A 25,443-nucleotide genomic window follows, 5' to 3' on the forward strand; every position below is an offset into this window, starting at 1 on the left:
CCGACCAATCTCTAAATTTTCTTCAATTTAATTCAACATCAAGCAGATTTAATCTGAATTAACTTTGCAAATAAGTCGTACTCATCTGCATCGGTAATTTCGACTTCAAGCAAGTCACCAGCCTTAATCACACTCTTATCAATATCTTCAACAAAAACATTGCCATCAATTTCCGGGGCATCGGCATATGAACGTGCAACCGCAACCGGGAATTCATCTTCCAGGCTATCCACCAGCACTGTCATTTTCTGGCCGATACGCTTTTGTAACTTGGCCGCCGAAATGGCTTGCTGCACTTCCATGAAGCGTTCATAACGCTCTTGCTTGATCTCTTCTGGCACATGATCAGGCAGATCATTGGCTGTGGCGCCCTCAACCGGTGAGTAGGTAAAGCAGCCAACACGATCCAGTTGCGCTTCTTTTAACCACTCCAGCAAAATCTGGAAGTCTTCTTCAGTCTCACCCGGGAAACCGACCACAAACGTTGAGCGAATCACCAGTTCCGGGCATTTTTCACGCCACAATTTAAGGCGTTCCAGGGTATTTTCACTATGGGCTGGTCGCTTCATCAATTTGAGGATGCGCGGACTGGCATGCTGAAAAGGAATATCCAGATATGGCAGGATTTTGCCTTGTGCCATCAAGTCAATGGCAGCATCCACATGCGGATATGGATAGACATAATGCAAACGCACCCAGATGCCTAACTGGCCCAGCGCTTCACACATGTCATAGAATTTGGTTTTGACCGGCTGGCCATTCCAGAAATCCAGCTTGTATTTGGTGTCTACACCATAAGCTGAAGTGTCTTGAGAAATCACCAGAATTTCTTTTACGCCGGCACGTTTCAATGCTGCCGCTTCATCCAGCACTTTCCCGACCGGACGGGACACAAGGTCACCACGCATACTTGGGATAATGCAGAATGTACAGCGGTGATTACAGCCTTCCGAGATTTTGAGATAGGCATAATGCTTTGGTGTTAAACGAACACCCTGTTCAGGAACCAAATCAATAAACGGGTTATGTTTTGGCGGTGCCGGTACATATTCATGTACGGCTTCCATTACATCCTGATAGGCTGCTGCACCTGTTACTTTCAGAACATTGGGGTGCATCTGGCGAATTTTGTCTTCGTCTTTACCTAAACAGCCGGTAACAATGACCCGGCCATTTTCGCTCATGGCTTCGCCAATCGCATCTAAAGACTCTTGTACTGCAGATTCAATAAAACCACAGGTATTAACAACAACCAGATCCGCACCATCATAATCTGATGCAACTTGATAACCTTCAGTCTTTAACTGAGTTAAAATTCGTTCAGAATCTACCAATGCCTTAGGACAACCTAAAGATACAAAACCGACTTTGGGGGTCTTCATGAATCTGCGCTCCACTTGAATCGGCGTATTGTATGACTTTTCTCGGCTTACGCATAGCCGCAAAGCCATCTCTTTGTGTAATGCACCAAAATACAACCGAAATTTTAAATAAAATCCCCAATTGCACCATTTTAGAACATAATAAATTATTGAAATTGCCGTATGTATGTGAAAAATACCGTATTCAACTGTTCTCTCCTCATTAAGTTATTGAAATCTAGTTAATACAAAGTTGGCTTGCATTTTGCATACAGTACATTTTAGAAGTTCATGGCTAATCATTAAAAATTTATATTTATTGCGCCATTTTAAGACAGGATGATTCACAAATGGATCAACAGAACATTATCGACTATCGGCTACTGGTGGATAACCTGACCACAGCCATTTTACTGGTCGATAGTCAGCTTAATATTTTTTATTTAAATTCTGCTTGTGAAGCATTATTTGATATCAGTCTGCTGCGTGCATCGGGCCAGCCTGTTCTTAATTTATTACATGCACACGATGATCCCTTTAACACGCATGAGGCCCTGTTAAATACCTTGCATAGCGGACAGCACTATACCCGTCGTGAAGCCGTGATCAATGTTAACTTTAAAACGATCCATGTGGACTATACCGCTTCCCAGCTGAATGCAGGCAAAAGCTACCATCCGCTTTTATTGATCGAGCTAAACCCGATCGACCGTATGTTAAAGATTTCCAAGGAAGAAAATCTGGTGCAACAGCATCAGGTGGCACGCCAGCTGGTTCGCGGCGTGGCCCATGAAATTAAAAATCCGTTAGCCGGCATCCGTGGTGCAACCCAATTACTGGCACGTAGTTTAAATGATGACCGGTATGGCGAGTTTACCGACATTATTATCAGTGAAGTAGACCGTTTGACCAATCTGGCAGATACCATGCTGGGTTCACGTCAACTGCCAAGCTATGAACATGTCAATGTCCATGAACCTCTGGAACGGGTTCGTTCACTAATTGCCAACCAGACCAAAAAGAAAATCAGGATCACCCGTGATTATGACCTGTCCTTACCCGATGTGATGGCTGACCGTGATCAGCTGATCCAGGTCATGCTCAACATTAGCGTCAATGCCGTACAGGCCATGACCGAAAATAAAGAATTTTTTACCGATGCTGAACCCGAGCTGGTACTGAGAACCCGTATCCAGCGTCTGGTGACCATTAATGGTGTGCTGAACCGTTCCGCCGTACGGATAGATATTCAGGACAATGGTCCCGGTGTGCCTGAAAGCATTCTGGAATCTGTATTTTATCCGTTGGTAACAGGACGCGCCAAAGGGACTGGTCTGGGACTCAGTATTGCTCAAAATATCATGCATCAACATAACGGAATGATTGAATGTCAGTCAGTTCCGGGAAAAACCGTATTTAGCTTATATCTACCTTGGGAGTTAAACCATGTCACGTAATAAAATTTGGGTAATAGATGATGATCGTGCCATGCGTTGGGTACTCGAAAAAACTTTCAAAGAAGAGGGTTTTGATGTTACCAACTTTGAAGAAGCCCAGACTGCACTGGAACGCTTGCATGAGGATGCACCCGATGTGATCCTGACCGATATCCGCATGCCCGGGATTGATGGCCTGACCTTCTTGTCTAAAGTAAAAAACAGTCATCCCGACTTGCCTGTCATCATCATGACCGCACATTCTGACCTGGAGTCTGCGGTCTCAAGCTATCAAACCGGCGCATTTGAGTATTTACCCAAACCATTTGATATTGATGAAGCATTAGCGCTGGTGAATCGTGCCATTTTGCACATCAATAAATTACAGCAACAAGAAGCTGCAACCAAAGCCGCCTCACCGTTACAATCCACCGAGATCATTGGTGAATCACCTGCCATGCAGGAAGTGTTCCGCGCCATTGGCCGCCTGTCACAATCACATATTACAGTCCTGATTAATGGTGAATCGGGTACAGGTAAAGAGCTGGTCGCCCATGCCTTGCACAAGCATTCTCCACGCCGTGCCAAACCCTTTATTGCCCTGAATATGGCGGCAATCCCGAAAGACCTGATCGAAACCGAACTCTTCGGACATGAAAAAGGTGCATTTACAGGCGCAAATACCCAGCATCAAGGCCGCTTTGAACAGGCCAACGGCGGTACTTTATTCCTGGATGAAATTGGTGACATGCCATTTGAGACCCAGACACGCTTGCTTCGTGTTTTGGCGGATGGCGAATTCTACCGTGTAGGAGGTCACATTCCTGTAAAAGTAGATGTCCGTATTGTGGCTGCGACACATCAGGATCTGGAAAAACTGGTCAATGAAGGCCGCTTCCGTGAAGACCTTTACCACCGCCTGAATGTGATCCGCATTCATATCCCGAAACTGTCGCACCGTAGCGAAGACATTCCGATGCTGGCACAACATTTCTTGGCCCGTGCCGGTAAGGAGCTTGGGGTCAGCCCAAAAATATTGCGGACTGAAACTACAGATTATATGCAGCAACTGCCTTGGCCCGGTAATGTACGGCAACTGGAAAATACCTGTCGCTGGCTAACAGTGATGATTACAGGGCGAGAGGTTTACCCTGAAGATTTACCTGCCGAACTGAAGCAGGCTTCCGTACAGAAAACCGGCGACCAGCAAGCTGCCTCAGCAACCAGCCCGGCACTGGTTGAACGGATTGCAGTACATCACTGGGATGAGTTGCTTGGCCAATGGGCTATCCAGAAGCTCAAAAACGGCGAGATGAAAATTCTGGACATTGCCACACCAATGTTTGAACGCACCCTGATTAATGCCGCCCTGCAGCAAACCCGTGGCCGTAAGCGCCATGCCGCTGAACTCCTCGGCTGGGGACGTAACACCTTGACCCGAAAACTCAAGGAACTCGGCATGGACTCTGCCGATGATGAGGATGAAGAAGAAAGCCGTTCCGCATAAAAATGTATAAAATACAAAAAGCGAGTCTTGATGGCTCGCTTTTTTATGGGTTTGAGATGTTTTGAAACACCTGCAAGATTCATAGCCATACAAGTGATATGGTTTTTGTTATACTAGACTCACCCCAACATCCCCAAAGTAAATAATGACCGATATTTGTTATCCAAGCTGCTCCAAACCGCAAACCCGTCGAGGACATGAACGTCGTCTTGCCCTATTATTGTGCGCAACCGACCTATTTCTTGAGAAAGGTTATGAGGCTGTTTCCTTGGATGATATTGTCAATCATGCTGGCGGTTCAAAAACCTCGATTTACAAATACTTCGGCAATAAAGAAGGTCTGTTTACTGCCATTTGTGATTATCGTCGTGAAGTGTTTTTTAAAGGCGTGTGCCTGCCTTATACCCCTGACAAAACCGATCTCAGAACCTACCTGACCCAGACGTTATATCGCTTTTATCAACATATTATCCAGCCTGAAAACATTGCATTCATGCGCATGTTTACTGAACAAACACAAAAAGACATCCAGCTTGCCCATTATTTCTACGATCAGTGTGCCTTAAATATCCAGAACACGATTGCTTATGCACTAGAACATGCCCACACAAATCATGAAATCTTTTGTACCCAGCCCAAATTCTCGGCCATGATGTATTTTGGTATCTTACGTGATGTCGAATGGCGCAATCTCATGGGGCTGGATGTGCCTGAAAATGATGCAGAAATCATTGAATATATTAACTATTCGGTAGATCTTTTTTTAAAGGCTCATCAAAAGGTCTAATTCTTTTGCATTTTCTTGAACGTATAGTATAGTAGTCAATTCCTTTTTTATTCACCACTCGTCAAACAACAATTAATTATTGATTTTTCTCAATAATTATTGTGGGAGTAGCTATGGCGCTTCGGCATTTCCTAACTTTACGTGACCTATCCACACTCGAACTGCAACGCATTCTAGACCGCGCGCAAGAGCTTAAACGTATGCAGCATAGCAATACGCTCTACCAGCCGTTTGCAGGTAAAGTTTTAGGAATGATTTTCGAAAAGTCGAGTACCCGTACACGTATTTCTTTTGAAGCAGGCATTTGCCAGTTTGGCGGCAGTGCAATTTTCCTTTCTCCACGCGATACACAATTAGGACGTGGCGAACCGATTGAAGACTCGGCTCGTGTCATCTCAAGTATACTGGATATCGTGATGATCCGGACCTTTGGTCATGACATCGTGGAACGTTTTGCATCTTATTCAAAAGTTCCGGTCATCAACGGCCTGACCGATGACCACCACCCTTGCCAGCTTCTTGCAGACTTGCAGACTTTCCAAGAACACCGCGGTAGCATCGAAGGCAAAACCGTTGCATGGATTGGTGATGGCAACAATATGTGCAACTCCTATATTGAAGCTGCACACATGATGGGTTTCAAGCTTAAAATTGCCTCACCTGAAGGCTATGAACCAAAACCTGAATTTTTAGCCGAATTTGCAGACTGTGTCGAAGTATACAACAAGGCTGAAGATGCTGCAGTCAATGCAGACCTGATCGTGACCGATGTATGGGCAAGCATGGGACAGGAAGAAGAACAAAAATTACGTGAAAAAGCATTTGCAGATTTTCAGGTCAATGAAAAACTGATGGATCTGGCACACCCAGATTGCCTGTTCATGCATTGCTTGCCAGCACATCGTGGCGAAGAAATTTCAGAAAACATGCTGGACCATAAAAATGCTGTGGTTTGGGATGAAGCCGAAAACCGCTTACATGCACAAAAAGCATTGATGGAATTCTTACTTAATGAGAATCTCAAGCAAGACTAAGTGACACAAAACAGCATCATTTGATGCTGTTTTTTTATTTATGTATTTCAAATTGAACCCTGAAATAAAAACACTTATAGTAAGCAAAGATTTCAGAATAAGTTTCTCATCATATGAGAACACTACCCAACACACAGCGGACGTTATGACTTCACTTGAACAAGCATTATCTCAAATACCAAGTTTTTCTTTGGTACATGAGCACCTGTTTAGCTCAGCCCAACCATCGGCCGAACAACTCCAACAGATCAAGGAATATGGTTGCAGTACGGTCATTAATCTGGCAACCAGCAAATCGGACAACTATCTGACCAAACAGGATCAAATCTGTCTGGATTTAGGCCTGAACTATATTCACATTCCAATTGACTGGGACATGCCTTGCGCTGAGCAGTGTTTATTGATTCTGGACCTGATTGATCATCTGGTCCAAAACGAGATCGTCTGGCTGCATTGCGCAAAAAACAAGCGGGTCAGCAGTTTAATGTATTTATATCGCCAGTTTTACATGAACATGGATTTGCCAACGGCTCAAGAGTTACTCCATCAGGTCTGGGAGCCAAATGAAACATGGACCGGACTCATTCATAGTCTTACTTTACAGCTGCAGGGCCGTAAAGCAACACAAGAATTACAGCAGTCTCTCATCAATAGCAATCATTTTGCCTGATGCGAAACCAATACAGTTGCCGTTGCCAAGATACCTTCCTGACGACCTGTAAACCCGAGTTTCTCCGTGGTTGTGGCTTTAATGCTAATTTGAGTCACATCCACATCTAATACATCCGCAATACTTTGGCGCATTTCCAGATTATGCTTTGCCAGTTTGGGACGTTCACATGCCACGGTAATATCGGCATTGTTGAGATGATAACCACGATCCAGAATCAGCTGGTACACATGTTTTAGCAACACACGGCTGTCTGCGCCTTTATATTCAGGATCGGTATCCGGAAAATGCTGACCGATATCACCGAGCGCCAATGCTCCGAGTAATGCATCACTGAGCGCATGTAACACCACATCTCCATCTGAATGTGCCTTTAAACCGTGCGTATGTGGAATTTTAATCCCCGCCAAAGTAACAAACTCACCTTCTTCAAACGCATGTACATCAATCCCTTGTCCAATACGAATTTGAGCAACCATCTGATTTTCCTTTTACAATTACCGAACTAATCTTGTATTCAGGCTTTCTATTTCGCTATAGTACGTTGAGCAAATTAGACTGAAAGTATAAGTGATTATGCTGTTTAACACTGTAAGAAATCAATTAAAGAAATCTGGTTATATCATCACATTGGGTTGTTTTTGCTCAACATTTGCCTATGCAGAATCCATTGACTGTAATCGCCCTGCTTTATCGGCGAAAAAAATCTGCAGCAAGCCTTATCAGGAGCAGCGCCAAAAGCTGAATAGCAAGTTTTTAACGGCTTATCTGGTGACAGATGCCCCCTTACAGTTGTTACATGATACCCAGACGCAGTGGCTCAACCAGATCCAGCAGTGCAAGACAAAAAACTGTTTTCAGCAACAATTTGAAGCTCGTCTGGACGATTTGAACTTTTATACCTCCATGAACCAAACGCTCACCCAGCACTATTTAAAATATGAGCATGGAAGCATCGCATCACAACCTGTGCATTTACAAATCCATCAGCTAGACAAGGACAAGCTAAAAATCGAAGGGATTGCTTACCGCAACCCGAACAACCGTCCAGAAACGCAGACCATGTCCTTACTGGCTTATAGTACCCCCGAGCAAAAAAGCCAAATCATTGATAATGAAAAAAAATGCCAGTACCAGTTTGATTTTCAAAAAGCGCTTCTGATCGTCAAGACTGAACAAAAAGGCTGTGAACGTTTTACCGGAATTTATCGTCCTTACGATTAAGATTTCAATTGAAAAAAGCCGATGTGATGACATCGGCTTTTTAGTTTCAGCTTGGAAATTTTTGTGCAATTTCCTGACTAATCAATACGGCTGTTGCAGCAGATAAAGTCCAGCCCAGATGACCATGCCCCGTATTATAAAATACCCGAGGGTGTTTACCTTGTTTAACCACAGGCAGCATATTCGGCATCATGGGACGCAAGCCCGCCCAAGGCACCACATGTTCAGTCGAGATATCAAAATTCTGGTTGACCCAGTTAATTAGGGGTTGAATACGATCCGCCCGAATATCGCGGTTATAACCGTTAAACTCGGCAGTCCCAGCAACCCGCAAGCGATCTGCGCCTAACCGTGAAGTCACGATCTTTGCACTCTCATCCAGTAAGCTGACCCAAGGGGCATTATTGACACTGCGTTCATCTTTAAGCTGTACAGTAATCGAATAGCCTTTGACCGGATAGACATTCACGCTATCTCCCAGCATATCAGCCAGTTGATAACTGCCCACACCACCACAGACCAGAACCAGATCTGCAATAATTTCAGTAATCCCGTCTGCTGTCGGATTAACATTTTCTGTGCTGTTTTTACAGTGAATAATGGCTTTATCTTGCGTAAATTTAATATCCACCACATCCAGCCCAAAGCAATATTTTGCTCCATAGCGCTGGGTTCGCTCTGCCAGCCCCACCGAGTATTTATGAATATCTCCGGTTGCATCCCCCGCCGTATAGTAACCACCAAAATAATCACCGGTTAAGGTTGGTTCTATGGCCTTCATTTCTTCGGGGGTAATCGCATTTCGTTCCAGTTTACCTTCAACCAGTACATCATTGACCTTCTTGGCAATCTCATAGTCTTCTCTGGTGTGATACATATGCAAGATGCCACGTTTTTCCAGGTCAAATGACAGGCTTTCTTTTTCAGCCACTTCAAATAGACGTTGTCTGGCCAATAATGCCAGTCGCACAGTTTCAATGGTATTGGCTTTATAATTTTTGATGTGGGTTAAAAATTCAATCAACCAGCGGTATTTATGCACGCTAAAAGATGGATTGAGCAATAATGGTGCATCTTTTTTACTCATCCACTTAATGCCCTTCAGCACGGTAGCCTTTTGGTTCCATACTTCTGCATTACAGGCAGACAGTTGACCGCCATTGGCAAAGGAAGTTTCCATCGCTGGAAAAAGATGGCGATCAATCACCGTCACCTCATAGCCGAGCTTAATTAATTCATAAGCAGATGTTACACCGGTAATCCCCGCCCCAATCACAACCACATGTGGCATAGCAAACTCCTTGAAATGCATGGCATTTCATAATGCTTAGCCCCATCTGTCATGGTACCTGAGAGTTTTGGCCAATGATTACCAATTAATCATGCAGCCTTCCCCTTCGGTGAGTGGTTATCGTAGAAGAAACAAGTCCCGTGTTTCTACAAATTGTGCACTGCTCTCCAGATTTTATGTCTATTATTACAGTCCTTCTGCCTGAGAGTTTCCGGGGTCGTTGCTCCTTCGGCGAGTTCATTGAAGAACTTCTCTCCCGCAATAATATTTATATCCTTATAAGCAATATATATGCCGCACCCCAATACACCCACTAAATTCTTGTAAATGTTTGTAGATCAAGATTTACACAACCACATTTATGCACTGGTCATAAAAAAAGCAGACTGGAAGCCTGCTTTTAAGTCTTAGAACTTACATTGCAAAATTTGCTCGGAGAACTGTCCTTTCCAAAGCTCACGCAACGTCGGTAAATAGAATTTTTCACCGATCATGACCAGTTCGGCATCAATCAGGGCATGAATCTCATGCATTAATACATAGTCCAAGGCAACCATAGATAATTGAGGTTGCGTCTGAGCAATCTGCTTACGTTTAATCTGTGCCTTTTTCACCAGATCATTGGCAAAGTTTTTATCTTTATAGGTAGTAATTGCACTCAAACGTAGCTCAATCACACCCCAGCCTTCCAGCAATTTTTTAAATACTTCAAAATCTTTTGAGGTTGCTTCCCAGGTTACATTTTCCAGATTATTGTCTTCTGGTAAAACCGGCAATAGTAAATCGGCAGTACTTGGAAAAATTTTCTTCAAATTCAACAGAAACTTAACAGGATTTTCATTGGGTAAATCAGAAAACTGGATGTTGGTTTTAGTATCCGTTAAATAAATATTGAGCATAATGAAGCAACAGTCAGATAAATCAAAAGTATATTGTACGCAGTTCACTTTATAAAAACTACTCATAAAAAAACCTTCTCTTGAGAAGGTTTTTTTATCTTGCTGATCAGAACAGATTATTTGCTATTTGGGGAAACCATATTTTCAGGTTTAACCACTTCATCAAATTGCGCTGCAGTCACCAGTCCCAGCTCTACAGCGACCTGTTTTAAGGTTTTATTTTCCTTATAAGCGGTTTTTGCCACTTTGGCAGAATTTTCGTAACCGATCACAGGATTTAGCGCAGTCACCAGCATCAATGAGTTATGCAGGAAATGATCAATCTTGTCACGGTTTGGCTCAATTCCAACTGCACAGTGATCGTTAAAACTATTGCATGCATCTCCGAGTAGCTGGATTGATTGCAACAGGTTATAAGCAATCACAGGCATAAACACATTCAGCTCAAAGTTCCCGGATGCACCAGCAACGTTAATGGTTGTGTCATTTCCTAAGACCTGAGCGACCACCATGGTCATCGCTTCACTCTGGGTTGGATTGACTTTACCCGGCATAATACTTGAGCCAGGTTCATTTTCAGGAATACGGATTTCACCAAAGCCACAACGTGGCCCACTTGCTAGCCAGCGAATATCATTGGCAATCTTGTTCAGGCTTACCGCCAGCGTTTTTAATGCGCCCGATGCAAAAACTGCAGCATCACGTCCAGCCAGGGCTTCAAACTTGTTTGGCGCGGTTACAAATGGCAGACCTGTCAAGGTCGCCAATTGTTCTGCTGCTTTTACTGCATAATCTGGATGGGCATTTAACCCTGTCCCAACCGCCGTACCACCTAAAGGCAACTCGTACAACCCGGTCAAAGCCTGTTGTAACCGTTTTAACCCATGTTCCAGTTGTGATACATAACCGCTAAACTCTTGTCCCAAAGTTAGAGGGGTTGCGTCTTGTAAATGCGTACGGCCAATTTTGACAATATCATTAAACTGTTCTGATTTGTCTTGCAAGGTCGCTTTCAGTTTCTCAACTGCCGGGATGAGTAATTCATTGATTTGCAGGCTTGCAGCAACATGGATTGCTGTCGGGAACGAATCATTGGTGGATTGTGCACGGTTAACATGATCATTTGGATGCACCGGCTTTTGTGCCCCTAATGCCTGCCCTAACTTTTGATTGGCGATGTTGGCAATCACTTCATTGCAGTTCATATTACTTTGCGTACCGGAACCGGTTTGCCAGACCACTAGAGGGAATTGTGAATCCCACTGTCCAGCAATCACTTCTTCAGCAGCACCAACAATATGTTGACTTAAATCTTCAGGCAGTTGCTTTAGTTCAGCGTTGGTAATTGCCGCAGCTTTTTTGACCAGGCCCATCGCACGAATCATGGCACGAGGTAATCGCTCCTGACCAATCTTGAAGTTCTGTAAACTTCTTTGCGTTTGCGCGCCCCATAAGGCTTCATTTGGGACCTCGATTTCACCCATGGTGTCGTGTTCAATTCGCATCTGCATAAACAACCTCTGCTCTATTCGGTTAAAATTATCACGGGCTGAAGCAAGCTAATGCTCTGGCTGGTTAAGCTTATCCTAATCAAACCGGTCAAACATGTAAATAAGAATCATTATCTCAATTGCCTTTTAAGGTATTCAGATAAAAACGCCATTCATCTTCAATCATCTGTGCTAAAGGCCGTTTTGGTGTCCAGTTCAAAACACGCCTTGCCTTATCAATATTGGCACCAAGCTGAGCCAATTCTTCATATTGATAAATTGCGGGTTGCACCCGGACTTCTGCCTGGGTCACTTTGGAGATTTCATCCAATAGTGTTTGTATCGAAGTAAGTTGAGTATGTGCAATATTGAATGTTTCCAGACATCCAGCCTGCATTTTGAGCCAGTTTACCGTCATTAAAATCGCTTCACAGGCATCAAGTACATGCAGGAAACTCCGTTCTACCGTACCGTCTTGTGTGGGTGCCTGATTTTGTAACTCGATACATTCACGCTGCATGGCAGCCACTTGCAAGGCTAATGGAACAATATTCTTGGGCAGTTGGGTGACATATTCACCTAAGACACCATGCTCGAATGCACCCACAATATTGGACAAGCGCAGATTGACAATTTTCCATTCAGGGTCAACCTTGTAGGTATCGGCAATAATATCTTCAACCATTTGTTGCGAACGGATATACGGGTTGGCATAGGTATGGTTAAAGGGCATTTCTTCACTCAGCGCTGTGCCGGATTGCCCATAAATCGCCACACTCGACAGATTGATTAACTGCCTAACGCCCATCCTTTGCATGGCACGCAACAGGCTCATGATACTGCTGACATTATCATTGTAGTATTCAAGCGGTTTTAATGTGGATTCAGCAATCGACTTGAAGCTAGCGGTATGGATAACGGTATCAATTGAATATTGTTCAAATACTTTATTCAAGGCAGGCGTATTGCGTACATCCAGTTTTGCAAAAGGTATATACATGCCTGAAATATATTCCAGACGCTCCAGGGTCTGTAAAGTAGAGTTAGCCAGGTTATCAACAATGACAATCTCTTGCCCGTGAGCCAATAAACTCAGGGCAATATGTGAACCGATAAAGCCTAAACCACCTGTCACCAAAATCATTGTATACTTACCTTCTTTTTAATCTGTCCATCATCATTTTGCCGACTATGACCATAGTGAATGTTCAATGAGTACACTACTGTTAATTACTTCTGCACCTACTTCTGTAATCGCATGGCACGCCTTGGGTCTTGCACAAGCATTACAAAATAAGCATGAAGAATTTCATGTTTTCTTTTACCAAGACGGTGTTCACGTTGCGAACGAGTTACAGTGGTTTCCTGATGATCAACGCAATCTGAAACAAGAATGGCAAAAGCTTGGCATTCGACTCCCTGTCTGTGTCAGTGCTGCCCTTGCCCGGGGAATCACTGATGCCAGCAATGCACAACGCCATTCACTTCAACATCACAACTTGGCACAAGGTTTTGAGCTGGTTGGGCTTGGAGAGCTTGCTGATGCGGTGCAAAGCTGTTCTCGTTTAATTCAATTTTAATTTAAGTTCTTGAATAGAGTGTTGCTTTAAAAAGGTAAATTGTGTGAAATCTGTACTTGTCATCCTAACGCAGCCTAATTTAACGAGTTTGCAGGTCAATGAAAGCTTGTCTGCAACTATGGTTTTAGCAACCTTTGGTATTTCTGTCAAAGTATTATTAAAGGATGCTGCGTTGAGTTTGTTGAACAATAACGTAGAATTCGACCAGTTGAGGCATGCATTTAAAATTGCAGCAAACATGGTGGAAAGTTTTGAGTTCTACGACTTGACTCCAATCTTAATTGAAAATAAAAATCAACAACTTAGCATAGTTAAAAACACTGAACAGGAAATTGAATTTATTGAGATTAGCCCTGAACTCATCCGTTCATTTGATCATGTCTTATATTGGTAAGTTATTTCACAATGAAAAATAATGCTTTATTTTTAATCCAATCGCCCTATTGCAACCTCGACAAGATCTGGAATGAGCTAGTACAAATGGCACAACCTGATGACCATATTGTAATTATGGGTGATGCCACCTTGTCGATTCCTGCTGCTGTTCTTGGCCGTTCCCCCCATCTTTACTGCTTAACAAACGAGCAAACCCTGTTAGCTGATGAAGCTCGGGAATATATCAATCCAATTGATTATGCAGCATTTGCAGATTTAGTTTTACAATTTGCGCGCTGTATCACGTTAAAATAATGCTTCATTCAATTCATTGAAAATTTACTTAGGCTATTTATGCAATTAGAGTTAGATCAAGATGGTCATCTGGTCGATTACACCATCTGGAATCATGAAGTCGCTCAGGAACTGGCAAAAACACTGGATATTGAGCTAACAGAATGGCATTTCGAGGTGCTCAATGCCGTCCGTCAGTTTTATCAGCAGTTTGGACATTCTCCAGCGACCCGCCCATTGATTAAGTTTTTAATGAAAACGGTAAGCCCCGAAATCAATAACGCCGAGCTACAGCAAAGGTTCAATACGGGTCTGGTGGCACGCCATTTAAGCCGTTTGGCGGGTGTGCCCAAACCGGCAAACTGTCTATAAGAGCCGTTTCAGGCAAATTTTTTGGCGCATGCTACACATCCGATGACTGCAATGGTTACAGCAAACATTGCAACACTTACCTGTTCATGCAAAAGAACCGCCGCAATCACCAGCCCCAATATCGGTTGTAAGAGTTGTAACTGGCCAACAGTTGCAATTCCCCCTTGCGCCAGGCCTTTGTACCAGAAAAAGAACCCGATCAGCATACTGAATAAAGAAACATAGACGAGCCCCAGTTTTGCAGAAACCGAAATATGTTCAAAACTTGCCGGCATCGACAGATAGGAAAGTAAAAGCATCATTGGCAAGGTTAGAACCAGCGCCCAGCAAATCACTTGCCAGCCCCCTAAATGCTTTGACAATTTTCCACCTTCAGCATAACCAAAGCCACAGAGCAATATGGCAAGCAACATAAATAAATCGCCATAATTGAAAGACCAGCTGCCGGTCTGCACCAGCATGAACCCAAAAACCAGCACACCACCGAAGATGGCAAATAGCCAGAAGGCAAGATTTGGCCGTTCACCACCACGTAATACGCCAAAAATTGCAGTCGCCAACGGTAATAATCCGACAAAGACAATGGTATGGGCGGCACTAACATATTGAAGTGCGAATGCAGTAAATAACGGAAATCCGATCACAACACCGGTTGCAACATACAATAAGGGCAGCCAGTCTTTTTTCTGAGGTAACTTCTGTCTTGATACCACAATCAGAATCAACCCCAGCAGTCCTGCAATTGCTGCTCTGGCCGCAGTGAGGAAGGTCGGGCTGAAATCCATGACCGCCACGCGGGTGGCTGGTAAGGAACCGGCAAAGATTACAACACCGATGAATCCGTTAACCCAGCCATTGCTTAAAGACTTCATTTAAATTCTCCAGATCTATCTGCAGAATTTAAACTGTGCTAAGGTCAATAAACCAGACACAATACAGTACAATTTTAAATAACTGTACTTGTTTAAAATCCAATACAGTCAGACTTCACGCGTATGAAAAATACAAAAATCGAGTTTGTGATACGGCATATTCATGAACAGATAAAAAACCGCTCGTTGTTACCGGGCTCGCGCCTTCCTTCCGTTCGTGCATTAGCAGGCCTTTTAAGCCTGTCTGTTTCGACCATCGTAGAAGCGTATGAACGGCTGGCGGCACAAGGTCTTATTGAAGCTAAAAAAGGCTCAGGCTTTTTTGTGGCCGGACCGCTTGCTCCTCTTTCCATCTCGGAAATTTATCCTAAAACTGACCGTAATATTGACCCGCTCTGGATTTCCAGACAAGCACTAGAAGCACAACCCGAAGTTTTAAAACCTGGCTGTGGCTGGTTACCTGACCACTGGATGCCGCATGAAAATATACGCAAAGCCATTCGCAAGGTCTCTAAAGCCAATGCCAATATTTTGACTGATTATTCAACACCACTCGGTTTAGCGCCCTTACGTGAATTACTTGCCCGTAAGATTTTAACCAGAGGGATTGAAGCTATGCCAAACCAGATTTTATTGACCGACTCTGGAACTCAGGCCATTGATTTAATTTGCCGCTATTTTTTAAAGCCGAATGATGTCGTACTGGTAGATGATCCCTGCTATTTTAATTTTCATGCCTTACTCAAAGTTCACCAGATCCGGATTATTGGCGTGCCTTATACACAAACCGGCCCCGATATAGAGGCTTTCGCTCAGGCCATTCACACGCATAACCCCCGCTTATATATTACCAATTCGGGTATCCATAACCCGACTGGAGCAGTACTGACGGCATCAAAGGCCTATCAGGTGCTAAGGCTGGTTGAACAATCCAGTTTAATCGTGGTGGAAGATGATATTTTTGCAGATCTCGAGTTGCATGCAGCTCCACGACTTGCCGCACTGGATGGCCTGTCTCGCGTCATCCATATTGGCAGTTTTTCTAAAACCTTATCGGGTGCGGTCAGAACCGGTTATATTGCGACCAAGCCGGAATGGATTGAAGATTTAACCGACATCAAGATCGCGACCTGCTTTGGTGGCAATCATCTATGTTCGGAAATCTTATACTCAGCCTTAACGGATGGCAGTTATCGTAAATATCTTGATGAGCTTAAAATAGAGCTGGCAAAAGCCATGGATTCAACCCTTAAACAGCTGGAAAAACTGGGTATTCACCCGTGGGTCAAGCCTCAGGCCGGTTTGTTTTTATGGTGTAGGTTACCGGCACATTTTGATACAGCACGAATCGCTCAATATTGTCTGGAACAGGGTGTGATTCTGGCACCCGGCAATGCTTTTAGCCAAAGCCAGAATTTTCAGAATTTTATCCGTTTTAATGTGGCACAATGCCAGAACCCGAAAGTGTTTGATGTACTATCCCAAGCGATCCAGCATGAGATAGCACATCCTCATTGTTGATTATGCACTTTTTTGTTTCTGTTCAATAAAAGCAAAATAGCCGGGCCCGGCAGCCACACGAACATCTTTTACATGGATGGGCTCATCGCATTCTGAACAGATTACTTTCGGGCTGATTTTCTTGCCACAGGTCTTATGGGTAAACTCGATTGGCTTGCCCAGTCCCTGATCCATCCATTTGTCTGCCCATTGCACCATCGCCAACAAGATCGGATATAGATCCAGTCCTTTTTCTGTCAGTTGATATTCAAAGCGTTCCTGACGGTCCACATAAGGCACCTTGACCAGAATCTGGTGCTCGACCAGACGTTTTAAGCGTTCTGAAAGAACATGGCGGGTTAAACCCAGACTACGCTGGAAATCGTCAAAACGGCGTACGCCCATAAAGGCATTACGCAAGATGAGCATTGTCCAACGATCACCTAATACCGAAAGCGTCCGAGCAACTGAACATGGCTGATCGCCAATTTCTTCCCATTTCATTATTATCACCTAATCATTTTTTTAAAGTTTTAGCAGACATGGAATCTATGTCTTGAACCGTCATGTTTAGAAACTAAACAATATAAAATATACACTAAACCAGCTCATCCATCAGATGCAATATTGGCACTTGGCTAAAAGTGCCAAAAATCGTGGAATTTACCTATTTTTTTGAATTAACTAATGCTCAATGCGTAATCCCGTCACTTGTTGTCCGGCTACTGGCTGGACATGGGCCGGTATACGTACCAGACAGTTGGCCTGCATTAAATTGCTCAGCATATGTGACTGCTGCTTTGCCAGTGTTTTTAACCTGAGCTGGCCCTGTTCAAAATAAGCATGCATTCTTAAGAATCGTTCACGTGCATCGGATTTCAAGTCTTGATCCAGTATGGCACTAAACCATTGCAGTGTATGACGCTGATGCTGCAAGGCATCTAACAATACCTTGCCATAGAGCTGCATGCAGACATAGACCGCCGCAGGGTTTCCCGGTAAACCCAGTATATAACAGTGATGAAAATCAGTACTTTCCCGCTTTGGGGCAATAGATCTGGCAAAGAATAAAGGCTTGCCCGGCTTCTGTTTGACTTTCCAGAAGACCTGTTCAAACCCTGCCTCAAAAGCACAAGGACGGACAAAATCATAATCTCCGACAGATACACCACCTGTAGTGATAATGACATCATATTGCGGCTTGAGCTGTTCAAAGCATTGCGTCACCTGTTCTGCTTCATCGGCTATATGGCGTATTTCTGCCACTACCCCGTAGTCTTGCAGCCAGGCTTTTAGTAATGGGCCATTGGCGTCGAATACTTTTCCAGCCTGCAGGTCATCAGGTGTTTCGGCAACTTCATCTCCGGTAATCACCACTGCAACTTTAGGCTGCTTAAAGACTTCAACTGTTTTAACTCCCGCCATGCTCAGGGCTGCTAACGCTCCAATGGTAATGCGCTGGCCTGCCTCGGCCAGTAGTTGCCCACACTGGATTTCCTCACCTGTAAAGCGGATATCTGCCTGAGCCCTGATATGTTCAGTTAGGCGGATCTGGTGATCACCTTCAATGGTTACGATTTCCTGCCGGGCAACATGGGTAGTGCCTTCAGGAATTTTTCCACCGGTAAAGATACGAACTGCCTGCCCATCTGTAAGCTGCAGATCAGATTCACTGCCGGCCTTGATCTCCCCCATTACTGAGAAAACCGCATTTTGCAGGTTTTCACTCGCACTATGGATTGCATAGCCATCGACTGCACTTTGTGAGAAACCCGGCAAGTTCACCTCAGAAATGATTGCCTGAGCCAGATAGCGGTTGAGACACTCGCCCAAAGGCAAGGTCTCGCTAGCAAGCGTACGGGTTTGGGCTTGAATCAGTGCCAATGCCTCATCAATACTGATCAGGCCTTTTTCGGCGCCACATCCTGACATTATTCGTATCCTCCCGGATGCGGCAAGTCCCGACATACATCAAAAATATGCACCAATGCCGGCAAGATTGCAGCCATGGATTCACTGGCACCACCACGGCTACCCGGTAAAGTCACAACCAGTGAACGGTCAATAAATCCTGCAACACCGCGTGACATGGCTGCATACGGCGTCCGTTTCTGCCCGAATGAACGAGCCGCTTCCATCAATCCATTCAGTTTTCTTTCCAATAGCGGTTCAAGTGTATCGACCGTAATATCGCGCTTGCCAATCCCGGTTCCCCCAACCGTCATGATGCAGGCATAGGACTTGCTAAGTTCCAGAACCAGATCTTTTAACTGCTCTGCTTCATCTGGCAGGATCTGATAATGAATCGGATCAAAGCCCGCTTCAGTCAAGGTCTCAACCACGGACTTACCTGCTGTATCCGGTTTACGTCCCGCAGCCACGGTATCCGAAAGCACGATGACAGCCGCAGAAACAGGCTGACGCAAGGTGCGTTTAAAATGAGATTTGCCGCCTTTTTTCTTCAGTAGTTTGCATTGATCCAGACATAGCTCTTCAGGTTCGCAATGCGGTTTCAACATGTCATACAGCGTTAGTCCCGCCAGACTGGCAGCCGTTAAAGCTTCCATCTCGACACCGGTTGGCCCGATGGTTTCGACTGTGGTCAAGATCACCACATGATCATCTTGCAGCTCATATTCTACATCGGCACGGTAAATCGGTAAGGGATGACACAGCGGAATCAGTTCATCTGTCCGTTTCGCTGCCAGAATACCCGCAATGCGCGCTGTTTTTAAGGCATCACCTTTTTCGGTATTCCCATCACGAAGTAACTGAATGCAATGGGCGGGTGCATGTAAAATTGCTTGTGCTTCTGCGACACGGTAACTTTCGGGTTTCATCCCAACATTTTTCATTTCAACTTCCTAAGTTTATTCATGTGTATGCGCATGGGTGCAATTTTCATGGTCAGGTTGGTGCACATGCTGACCAGCTCGAGACGCAGGTACTGGCGTATCTTTACGAATACAGCATCCTTCTACATACTGGCTGGTTCCGTCCATGAAAAATTCTTCTTTCCAGATCGGAACTTCATGTTTGACCCGTTCCACGGCTTCTTCACAGGCCTGAAAAGCTTCACGGCGATGCGCGGCATAAGCAATGGCAATAATTGCAGTTTCGCTGACCTCTAGATATCCGATCCGATGTATGACCCGAACATAAGAAACCTGATATTTGTCCTTGATTTGCTGTTCGATCTCGCGGATCATCTTTTCGGCAACGGGCGTATATGAGGTATATTTTAAGGCCTTGACCGCTTTGCCTTCGTGGTGGTTCCGAACAGTCCCGATAAAGATATCTATACCACCGCATTCAGGAAATGACTGTATCGGATCAAAGCTGTCGAGGCTTAAGGCCTGCTCTTGAACTCTGGCAAATTCACGCATATTTATCCTCCTGCAACGGGTGATAACAGTACTAAAGTACAAGATCGATCTAATGTTGTTTGACGCGTCACAATATCTTCGCCAATTGCACAGGCACATTTTTCCATGGCCTGTTCAGCCTCGGGATAGAGCGTTACAACCCGGGTCAATACATCTTTGACACTTTGATTTTCTGCAAACTCGAATGCTAGCGCCTTGGGCAACAAGCGTTCAATTGCCCCAAAAGCTTCAATTTTGATCTCAATGGTTTGCATATTTTCTCCAGACCACATTTATACTTAACCACCCAACATATGCATGCTGATTTTACGGGCGTGTTGATGTTGTATCGCATGATATCCTCTGGCTTTATGCCAGATATAAGGTTTAAGCTGCTGATCCAGTTGCAAGATGGCATGTTGTTGTAATTCATCATCTTGCTGCACAAGCTGTTGTAAATATGGCTTGATGTTTAAGCCCTGCCGTGCAAACAGGCAGTTATACAGTTCACCTTGTGCAGTCAAACGGATCCGGTCACAATCTCCACAGAACGAGTGGGTAATGGTCGAAATAATCCCAAGCGGATAGTGACCATCGAGCTGATAAATACGCGCAGGCTCATGCTGCTGTTGTAACACCTGAACTTCATAATGAGGCGTGAGTTGCGCAAGAATGTCTGCCTCACTGACAACAGCCTCACCAGTCCAGTGCTGATCTCCGTCCAGAGGCATAAACTCGATAAAACGCAAGGGAATGTTATGCTGTTTTGCCCAGCGTACCATCGGTAGAACCTGATCGTCATTTTGCCCTTTCATCAATACACAGTTGATTTTGAACGGCAGCCCTGCATTTTTGACCGCCTCAATGCCACTAAGGACAGGCGCAAGGTCTTTTTTGGTGAGTTGCTTGAACTGGATGGGATCCAGACTATCAAGGCTAATGTTGAGATCGTCTAAACCCGCCTGTTTCAAAGCTTCTGCATATTTCGCCAGATAATGGGCATTGGTGGTGATTGAAATGCGTTTTAAGCCGAACGCTCTTAGCCGTTGTAAATCAGCAATAAAATGCACCACGCCCTGACGCATCAACGGCTCGCCTCCCGTGATACGAATATTTTCGATCCCTTGCCCCACCATATATTGGCAAAAGGCAAATAAGGCTTCAAAACTGAGCAAATCCTGTTTTTTCATCCATTCAGGATGCTCAGGCATACAATAAATGCATTTGAAATTGCAGCGGTCTGTCACGGAAATCCGTAACTTCCGCTTAATACGGCCATACTGGTCCTGAAGAACCGGTAAAGTCGTTTCAAGTTTCCCATGCTTCATCATATGCACTCATTGGTTGGTCTTTTTACAGGACAGGCACAGGTTCTGTGCAGGTTGATCTGTTTTATTGGCTAAAATCTGTTTCTTACAGCAAGAATTATTCCAGTTATATGGTATATACAAGTGTACCGTACTTATTTCAATAAATTGGCAACACTTTCAATCTACTCATAAAAATACCTGCTGTCTTGCATATTTTTGTTCAAAAAACTTGTGCTTCCTTTCAGGCCAGGTTGACACGCTTGGCTCAGGGAGAATGCTTCGGTATGTCAAATGAACATGCCATCAGCCAATCTACTGACATGACCTGTCAGCTCCGGGCTGATACAAGCTAAATAACATATCAGTTTACATTCTTTAAAACTAAACCATCACAACAAACAAATCATTAATAAAAAGAAAAAGTCAGTTTCATTTAATTCTTTAACTATAAAGGCAAGAAAATAAAAATCATATTTTTAAAACCGATGCCTGCCCAGCTTTAAAAAATATGGATTTATACATAATTTTGGAGTGAATGATGGATTTCAATTTGACAGTTTTGGAGTTGGCAAGAATTCAGTTTGCTTTCACCGTTTCATTTCATATTATTTTTCCGGCAACCTCAATTGGTCTGGCCTGTTTTTTGACAATCCTTGAGTGGAAGTGGCTCACCACCCAAAACCTGATCTATAAAAGCCTTTACAAATACTGGATCAAGATTTTTGCAATTGCCTTTGGTATGGGTGTGGTCTCCGGTGTGGTGATGAGCTATCAGTTTGGCACCAACTGGAGCGAGTTCTCCCGCATTGCCGGCAGTATCACGGGCCCATTGTTAACTTATGAAGTCCTGAGCGCTTTTTTTCTGGAAGCGGGCTTCCTGGGCATCATGTTATTTGGCTGGGACCGGGTCAGTCCGAGGGCCCATTTTATATCTACCCTGATGGTTGCTGTGGGTACCTGTATTTCGATGTTCTGGATCTTGTCATCAAATAGCTGGATGCAGACGCCTCAAGGCTTCATTATTGACAATGGCATCATCGTCCCTCAAGACTGGCTTGCCATTATTTTTAATCCTTCATTTCCGTACCGGCTGGCCCACATGGCAGCCGCGGCCTTTTTGGTTTCTTCCCTGCTGGTGGTCGGCACCGCAGCCTGGCATCTTTATAAAGGCCGGCGCGATGAACTGGTCAAAAAATCGTTTTCCATGGGCTTGTGGATGGTTCTGGTCACCTCCTTACTGCAAGTGTTTATTGGTGATATGCATGGCCTAAATACCCTGCAACACCAGCCGGCCAAGCTTGCTGCCATAGAAGGACACTGGGAAACCAATCATGATAAAGCCATGCCGTTGATACTTTTCGCCCTTCCCGATATGCAGGCCGAGCGTAACCGGTATGAAGTCAGTGTTCCGTATCTGGGGAGCCTGATTCTTACCCACCATCTGGATGGTACCGTTACAGGATTAAAAGACTTTGCGCCAGAAGACCGCCCAAACTCACTGATTGTTTTCTGGAGTTTCAGGATCATGGTCGGCCTTGGAGTATTGATGGTGACCCTTTCGCTGCTGTCACTCTGGTTACGAAAACGCAAGCAGCTCTATGAGGCAAGCTGGTTTCATCGCTTTGCCATTTTTATGGGACCCATGGGCTATGTGGCCATGCTGGCAGGCTGGGTTACCACAGAAGTCGGACGCCAACCCTGGGTGGTCTATGGCATCCTGAGAACCCGGGAAGGTCTTTCACATACCGTTTCGGCCGAACAGGTGGGTCTGAGCCTGACCGTTTTTGTTGTGGTTTATACCATCGTATTCGGTACCGGCATTTTCTATATTTTGAAATTAATCAATAAAGGCCCTGAATTTGCCGGATTCATTTCGCCGGAAGCTGGTGGTCCTGGTCATTTCAAGACACCGATGCGTCCACTCAGTGCAGTTGATGAAGCAGTAGAAGGCCAACAAAAATCTCGGGAGAATCCACATGATTGATCTTTCATTAATATGGGTCGGCGTGATCGGTCTGGCTGTTCTCATTTATGTGGTGATGGATGGCTTTGATCTGGGCATCGGGATTCTGTTTCCGTTTATCCGGGATCAGGCAGAACGGGATGTGATGATGAATACCGTGGCACCCGTCTGGGATGGCAATGAAACCTGGATGGTATTGGGGGGTGCAGGCCTGTTTGCAGCCTTTCCACTGGCTTATTCGACCATACTTTCTGCATTTTACATGCCGATTATACTGATGGTGATTGCCTTGATTTTTCGCGGCGTGGCCTTTGAGTTCCGCTTTAAAGCAGGCCGGACCCGCCCTTTATGGGATTATGCCTTTATCGCTGGTTCAATCATTACCAGCCTGCTACAAGGAATCATTTTAGGCGCCTACATTCAGGGTATCAACACAACCCACGGCATTTTTTCAGGGCAGCCCTTTGACTGGTTAACGCCGTTCTCGCTTTTTACCGGTATCGGGGTATTGGCCATGTATGCAGCTCTGGGATGTGGCTGGCTGATCCTGAAAACAGATCATCAGTTACAGCAAAAAATGTATCAATTGATGCCCAAGCTGATTCTTTTTTTGCTGGCCATTTTTGCGGGTGTCAGTCTGTATACCCCTTTAATGCATGCAGAGATTGCTCATCGCTGGTTCTCCCTACCCAACCTGTTTTATTTTAGCCCCGTCCCTATTCTGGTTTTATGCTTTGTCTATCTGATTTTACGGGCATGCAAAAAACAGTATGAGCTTCAACCCTTTGCATATACGCTAGTGCTGGTTTTTCTGGCCTTTAGCGGTTTCGTCATTAGCTTGTGGCCCAATATTATTCCTCCATCCGTCAGTATCTGGCAGGCGGCTTCTCCGTATTCGAGCCAGCTGTTTACACTGATTGGCGCACTCATCCTGATCCCGATCATTATCAGCTATACCATTTTGGCCTATTGGGTGTTCAGAGATAAAGTCCGGGTGGGCGATGAAGGTTATCATTAAAAGGAAGCAAAAATGAAAAAGCTTCAGTTAAAATTAAGCTCAAAACAGTGGTTTATACTGTTGTGGTTAGGTGGCTTTTTTAGCCTCCTTGCCATTGCCGGTCTTTTCAGGGCCTTATTGTTTTTTATACAGCAATAACCGGTGATTTCCGGACAGCAAACCCGGTCTGGAACATGATGCAATTTATGATTAACTCGGGCAGATTCCTGAATGGCTATCTGTGATATGAGTGATCATTGATCTTGTTATGTATTTAGCCCTGAACGGATATTCGGGAAACGTTTCTTTTTTGTAGTTTGCTTCTTTTATACATTCTATAAAACATATTGCTCATCTTAAAAAAGTCACCCGAAGGTGACTTTCCTATTCTCTCGCCCCGATGAATAGCAATCGTTTAACAAAACCGTGGACAGGTTCTCAGCTTGCATATTCATTTCTTATTAAGGCTACTCCATTCATTTTGCCTTAATCGCCATATGCCAGAGCGGCTTTGATTAAATCAACAGATTTTAACAAGCTACGATTACTCAGAATCGTGCTGTTTCTTCTTATCTTTGCGGGTTTTACAGCAATAACCAAACATGGCACCTAAACTGAAGAAGAACATACGATGTAACATGATAAACTCCTGTTCAATAAATAAGAGATTTCAAGTTATCATATCAGTTGTTTTCATTTTAAATATATTAATATCACTTATGTTCATAATGAAATAAAATGTAAGTATGAAATATTTGTTAAAAAATTGAGTAGTATTTTATTTGCAAAAAATAATATATAGACATCAAATAAAGTAGAATCACCTCGCAGCCAATTACTGCAAGCAAGATGATTCTCTTTAGAATATGAGCAAATTTTTCCAGATATTATTGTTATTTATTATATAATTATAAAATATTTTTTAATAGATTAACTTTTTATGTTTTAAAAGCAGGTCTTTTTTCTCGGTATATAGGTTTTTATTGATTTCACTTGACTGGTACATCTTGTTTCTTTTCATCATGAGTTCTGGTTTATAGTTGCCCTGCTGATCATAGTTTGCAGGATTAAGTTCAGGAAAATCATCATAATAGTCAGGTATTTTTTGCATCTTCA

Annotated in this window: 28 protein-coding genes and 1 riboswitch; of the genes, 14 read left to right on the forward strand and 14 right to left on the reverse strand. The window is 44.1% G+C overall.

Annotated features, from left to right (window positions below; genetic code table 11):
• Window positions 1-38: 38 nt before the first annotated feature.
• Window positions 39-1,382: a 30S ribosomal protein S12 methylthiotransferase RimO gene (gene rimO / locus OC23_RS08740; RefSeq protein WP_005230215.1), complete on the reverse strand. Its 1,344-nt coding sequence runs from the start codon at window positions 1,380-1,382 to the stop codon at window positions 39-41.
• A 329-nt stretch (window positions 1,383-1,711) separates the two neighbouring features.
• Here rimO and glnL point away from each other — a divergent pair, with 329 nt between their 5' ends.
• The 5 genes from glnL (at window position 1,712) to OC23_RS08765 (ending at window position 6,795) form a co-directional block, all read left to right on the forward strand.
• Window positions 1,712-2,818, forward strand: a complete 1,107-nt coding sequence (gene glnL, locus OC23_RS08745; RefSeq protein WP_038344215.1) for a nitrogen regulation protein NR(II) — start codon at window positions 1,712-1,714, stop codon at window positions 2,816-2,818.
• On the forward strand, window positions 2,808-4,304 hold the full coding sequence (glnG, locus tag OC23_RS08750; protein WP_038344216.1) for a nitrogen regulation protein NR(I): 1,497 nt from the start codon (window positions 2,808-2,810) through the stop codon (window positions 4,302-4,304). Before glnL ends, glnG begins: the two co-directional genes overlap by 11 nt.
• Before the next feature lie 145 nt (window positions 4,305-4,449).
• The gene (locus tag OC23_RS08755; RefSeq protein ID WP_038344217.1) at window positions 4,450-5,091 is read left to right on the forward strand and encodes a TetR/AcrR family transcriptional regulator; all 642 of its coding nucleotides are present in this window, start codon (window positions 4,450-4,452) and stop codon (window positions 5,089-5,091) included.
• Between the two features lie 113 nt (window positions 5,092-5,204).
• Entirely contained in the window at window positions 5,205-6,125 is a 921-nt protein-coding gene (gene argF / locus OC23_RS08760) for an ornithine carbamoyltransferase (protein WP_038344218.1), read from the forward strand.
• 145 nt (window positions 6,126-6,270) lie between these two features.
• Window positions 6,271-6,795, forward strand: a complete 525-nt coding sequence (locus OC23_RS08765) for a protein tyrosine phosphatase family protein (protein WP_038344219.1) — start codon at window positions 6,271-6,273, stop codon at window positions 6,793-6,795.
• Here the strand turns inward: OC23_RS08765 and ispF are convergent.
• Window positions 6,783-7,274, reverse strand: a complete 492-nt coding sequence (gene ispF, locus OC23_RS08770) for a 2-C-methyl-D-erythritol 2,4-cyclodiphosphate synthase (protein ID WP_038344220.1) — start codon at window positions 7,272-7,274, stop codon at window positions 6,783-6,785. The two genes, OC23_RS08765 and ispF, sit on opposite strands and share 13 nt — an antisense overlap.
• A gap of 97 nt (window positions 7,275-7,371) precedes the next feature.
• Here ispF and OC23_RS08775 point away from each other — a divergent pair, with 97 nt between their 5' ends.
• A complete protein-coding gene (locus OC23_RS08775; RefSeq protein ID WP_038344221.1) occupies window positions 7,372-8,019 on the forward strand; it encodes a hypothetical protein in 648 nt (215 codons plus the stop codon).
• A gap of 46 nt (window positions 8,020-8,065) precedes the next feature.
• Here the strand turns inward: OC23_RS08775 and OC23_RS08780 are convergent, their stop codons facing one another.
• The 4 genes from OC23_RS08780 to OC23_RS08795 form a co-directional block, all read right to left on the reverse strand.
• Window positions 8,066-9,310, reverse strand: a complete 1,245-nt coding sequence (locus tag OC23_RS08780) for a D-amino acid dehydrogenase (RefSeq protein WP_038344222.1) — start codon at window positions 9,308-9,310, stop codon at window positions 8,066-8,068.
• 179 nt (window positions 9,311-9,489) lie between these two features.
• Window positions 9,490-9,579, reverse strand: a riboswitch (glycine riboswitch).
• Window positions 9,580-9,717: 138 nt separating this feature from the next.
• The gene (locus tag OC23_RS08785) at window positions 9,718-10,209 is read right to left on the reverse strand and encodes a hypothetical protein (RefSeq protein WP_161792277.1); all 492 of its coding nucleotides are present in this window, start codon (window positions 10,207-10,209) and stop codon (window positions 9,718-9,720) included.
• Window positions 10,210-10,325: 116 nt separating this feature from the next.
• Window positions 10,326-11,720: a class II fumarate hydratase gene (gene fumC / locus OC23_RS08790; protein ID WP_038344224.1), complete on the reverse strand. Its 1,395-nt coding sequence runs from the start codon at window positions 11,718-11,720 to the stop codon at window positions 10,326-10,328.
• 115 nt (window positions 11,721-11,835) lie between these two features.
• Window positions 11,836-12,843 (reverse strand): SDR family NAD(P)-dependent oxidoreductase, encoded by a 1,008-nt coding sequence (locus tag OC23_RS08795; RefSeq protein ID WP_038344225.1) that lies wholly within the window; start codon window positions 12,841-12,843, stop codon window positions 11,836-11,838.
• A gap of 67 nt (window positions 12,844-12,910) precedes the next feature.
• Between OC23_RS08795 and tusD the strand changes: the two genes are divergently transcribed.
• From tusD to OC23_RS08815, 4 genes are read left to right on the forward strand one after another with little or no spacing between them, the layout of a single operon-like run.
• Window positions 12,911-13,279, forward strand: coding sequence for a sulfurtransferase complex subunit TusD (gene tusD / locus OC23_RS08800; protein WP_038344226.1), 369 nt, complete (start codon window positions 12,911-12,913; stop codon window positions 13,277-13,279).
• A gap of 43 nt (window positions 13,280-13,322) precedes the next feature.
• On the forward strand, window positions 13,323-13,673 hold the full coding sequence (locus tag OC23_RS08805; RefSeq protein WP_038344227.1) for a hypothetical protein: 351 nt from the start codon (window positions 13,323-13,325) through the stop codon (window positions 13,671-13,673).
• A gap of 11 nt (window positions 13,674-13,684) precedes the next feature.
• Entirely contained in the window at window positions 13,685-13,969 is a 285-nt protein-coding gene (locus OC23_RS08810) for a hypothetical protein (protein WP_038344228.1), read from the forward strand.
• 39 nt (window positions 13,970-14,008) lie between these two features.
• Window positions 14,009-14,320: a TusE/DsrC/DsvC family sulfur relay protein gene (locus OC23_RS08815; RefSeq protein WP_038344229.1), complete on the forward strand. Its 312-nt coding sequence runs from the start codon at window positions 14,009-14,011 to the stop codon at window positions 14,318-14,320.
• Window positions 14,321-14,328: 8 nt separating this feature from the next.
• Here OC23_RS08815 and OC23_RS08820 read toward each other — a convergent pair whose 3' ends face one another.
• Window positions 14,329-15,192: a DMT family transporter gene (locus OC23_RS08820; RefSeq protein WP_038344230.1), complete on the reverse strand. Its 864-nt coding sequence runs from the start codon at window positions 15,190-15,192 to the stop codon at window positions 14,329-14,331.
• Window positions 15,193-15,315: 123 nt separating this feature from the next.
• Between OC23_RS08820 and OC23_RS08825 the strand changes: the two genes are divergently transcribed.
• On the forward strand, window positions 15,316-16,713 hold the full coding sequence (locus OC23_RS08825) for a PLP-dependent aminotransferase family protein (RefSeq protein ID WP_038344231.1): 1,398 nt from the start codon (window positions 15,316-15,318) through the stop codon (window positions 16,711-16,713).
• Here the strand turns inward: OC23_RS08825 and OC23_RS08830 are convergent, their stop codons facing one another.
• From OC23_RS08830 to moaA, 6 genes are all read right to left on the reverse strand, one after another.
• A complete protein-coding gene (locus OC23_RS08830) occupies window positions 16,714-17,196 on the reverse strand; it encodes a winged helix-turn-helix transcriptional regulator (RefSeq protein WP_038344232.1) in 483 nt (160 codons plus the stop codon). It lies immediately after the preceding gene.
• Window positions 17,197-17,376: 180 nt separating this feature from the next.
• Window positions 17,377-18,624, reverse strand: coding sequence for a molybdopterin molybdotransferase MoeA (locus OC23_RS08835; RefSeq protein WP_038344233.1), 1,248 nt, complete (start codon window positions 18,622-18,624; stop codon window positions 17,377-17,379).
• Window positions 18,624-19,547, reverse strand: a complete 924-nt coding sequence (moaCB, locus tag OC23_RS08840) for a bifunctional molybdenum cofactor biosynthesis protein MoaC/MoaB (RefSeq protein WP_038344234.1) — start codon at window positions 19,545-19,547, stop codon at window positions 18,624-18,626. Before moaCB ends, OC23_RS08835 begins: the two co-directional genes overlap by 1 nt.
• 15 nt (window positions 19,548-19,562) lie before the next feature.
• Window positions 19,563-20,078 (reverse strand): molybdenum cofactor biosynthesis protein MoaE, encoded by a 516-nt coding sequence (locus tag OC23_RS08845; protein WP_038344235.1) that lies wholly within the window; start codon window positions 20,076-20,078, stop codon window positions 19,563-19,565.
• A gap of 2 nt (window positions 20,079-20,080) precedes the next feature.
• Complete coding sequence (locus OC23_RS08850; RefSeq protein ID WP_038344236.1) at window positions 20,081-20,332, reverse strand: MoaD/ThiS family protein; 252 nt, start codon at window positions 20,330-20,332, stop codon at window positions 20,081-20,083.
• Window positions 20,333-20,356: 24 nt separating this feature from the next.
• Window positions 20,357-21,385 carry a GTP 3',8-cyclase MoaA gene (moaA, locus tag OC23_RS08855; protein WP_081407313.1) on the reverse strand — a complete coding sequence of 343 codons (1,029 nt, stop codon included), beginning with the start codon at window positions 21,383-21,385 and terminating at the stop codon, window positions 20,357-20,359.
• A gap of 520 nt (window positions 21,386-21,905) precedes the next feature.
• Here moaA and OC23_RS08860 point away from each other — a divergent pair.
• Genes OC23_RS08860 through OC23_RS19345 form a run of 3 tightly spaced genes read left to right on the forward strand, consistent with a single transcriptional unit; the run spans window position 21,906 to window position 24,486 of the window.
• A complete protein-coding gene (locus OC23_RS08860) occupies window positions 21,906-23,351 on the forward strand; it encodes a cytochrome ubiquinol oxidase subunit I (protein WP_038344238.1) in 1,446 nt (481 codons plus the stop codon).
• The gene (gene cydB / locus OC23_RS08865; RefSeq protein ID WP_038344239.1) at window positions 23,344-24,348 is read left to right on the forward strand and encodes a cytochrome d ubiquinol oxidase subunit II; all 1,005 of its coding nucleotides are present in this window, start codon (window positions 23,344-23,346) and stop codon (window positions 24,346-24,348) included. Before OC23_RS08860 ends, cydB begins: the two co-directional genes overlap by 8 nt.
• 12 nt (window positions 24,349-24,360) lie before the next feature.
• Window positions 24,361-24,486 carry a DUF2474 domain-containing protein gene (locus OC23_RS19345; RefSeq protein ID WP_152607815.1) on the forward strand — a complete coding sequence of 42 codons (126 nt, stop codon included), beginning with the start codon at window positions 24,361-24,363 and terminating at the stop codon, window positions 24,484-24,486.
• A 763-nt stretch (window positions 24,487-25,249) separates the two neighbouring features.
• Here the strand turns inward: OC23_RS19345 and OC23_RS08870 are convergent.
• Window positions 25,250-25,438 (reverse strand): hypothetical protein, encoded by a 189-nt coding sequence (locus OC23_RS08870; RefSeq protein ID WP_038344240.1) that lies wholly within the window; start codon window positions 25,436-25,438, stop codon window positions 25,250-25,252.
• Between the last annotated feature and the right edge of the window lie 5 nt (window positions 25,439-25,443).

This window comes from Acinetobacter sp. A47 (genome assembly GCF_000805455.1).
Lineage (GTDB): Bacteria > Pseudomonadota > Gammaproteobacteria > Pseudomonadales > Moraxellaceae > Acinetobacter.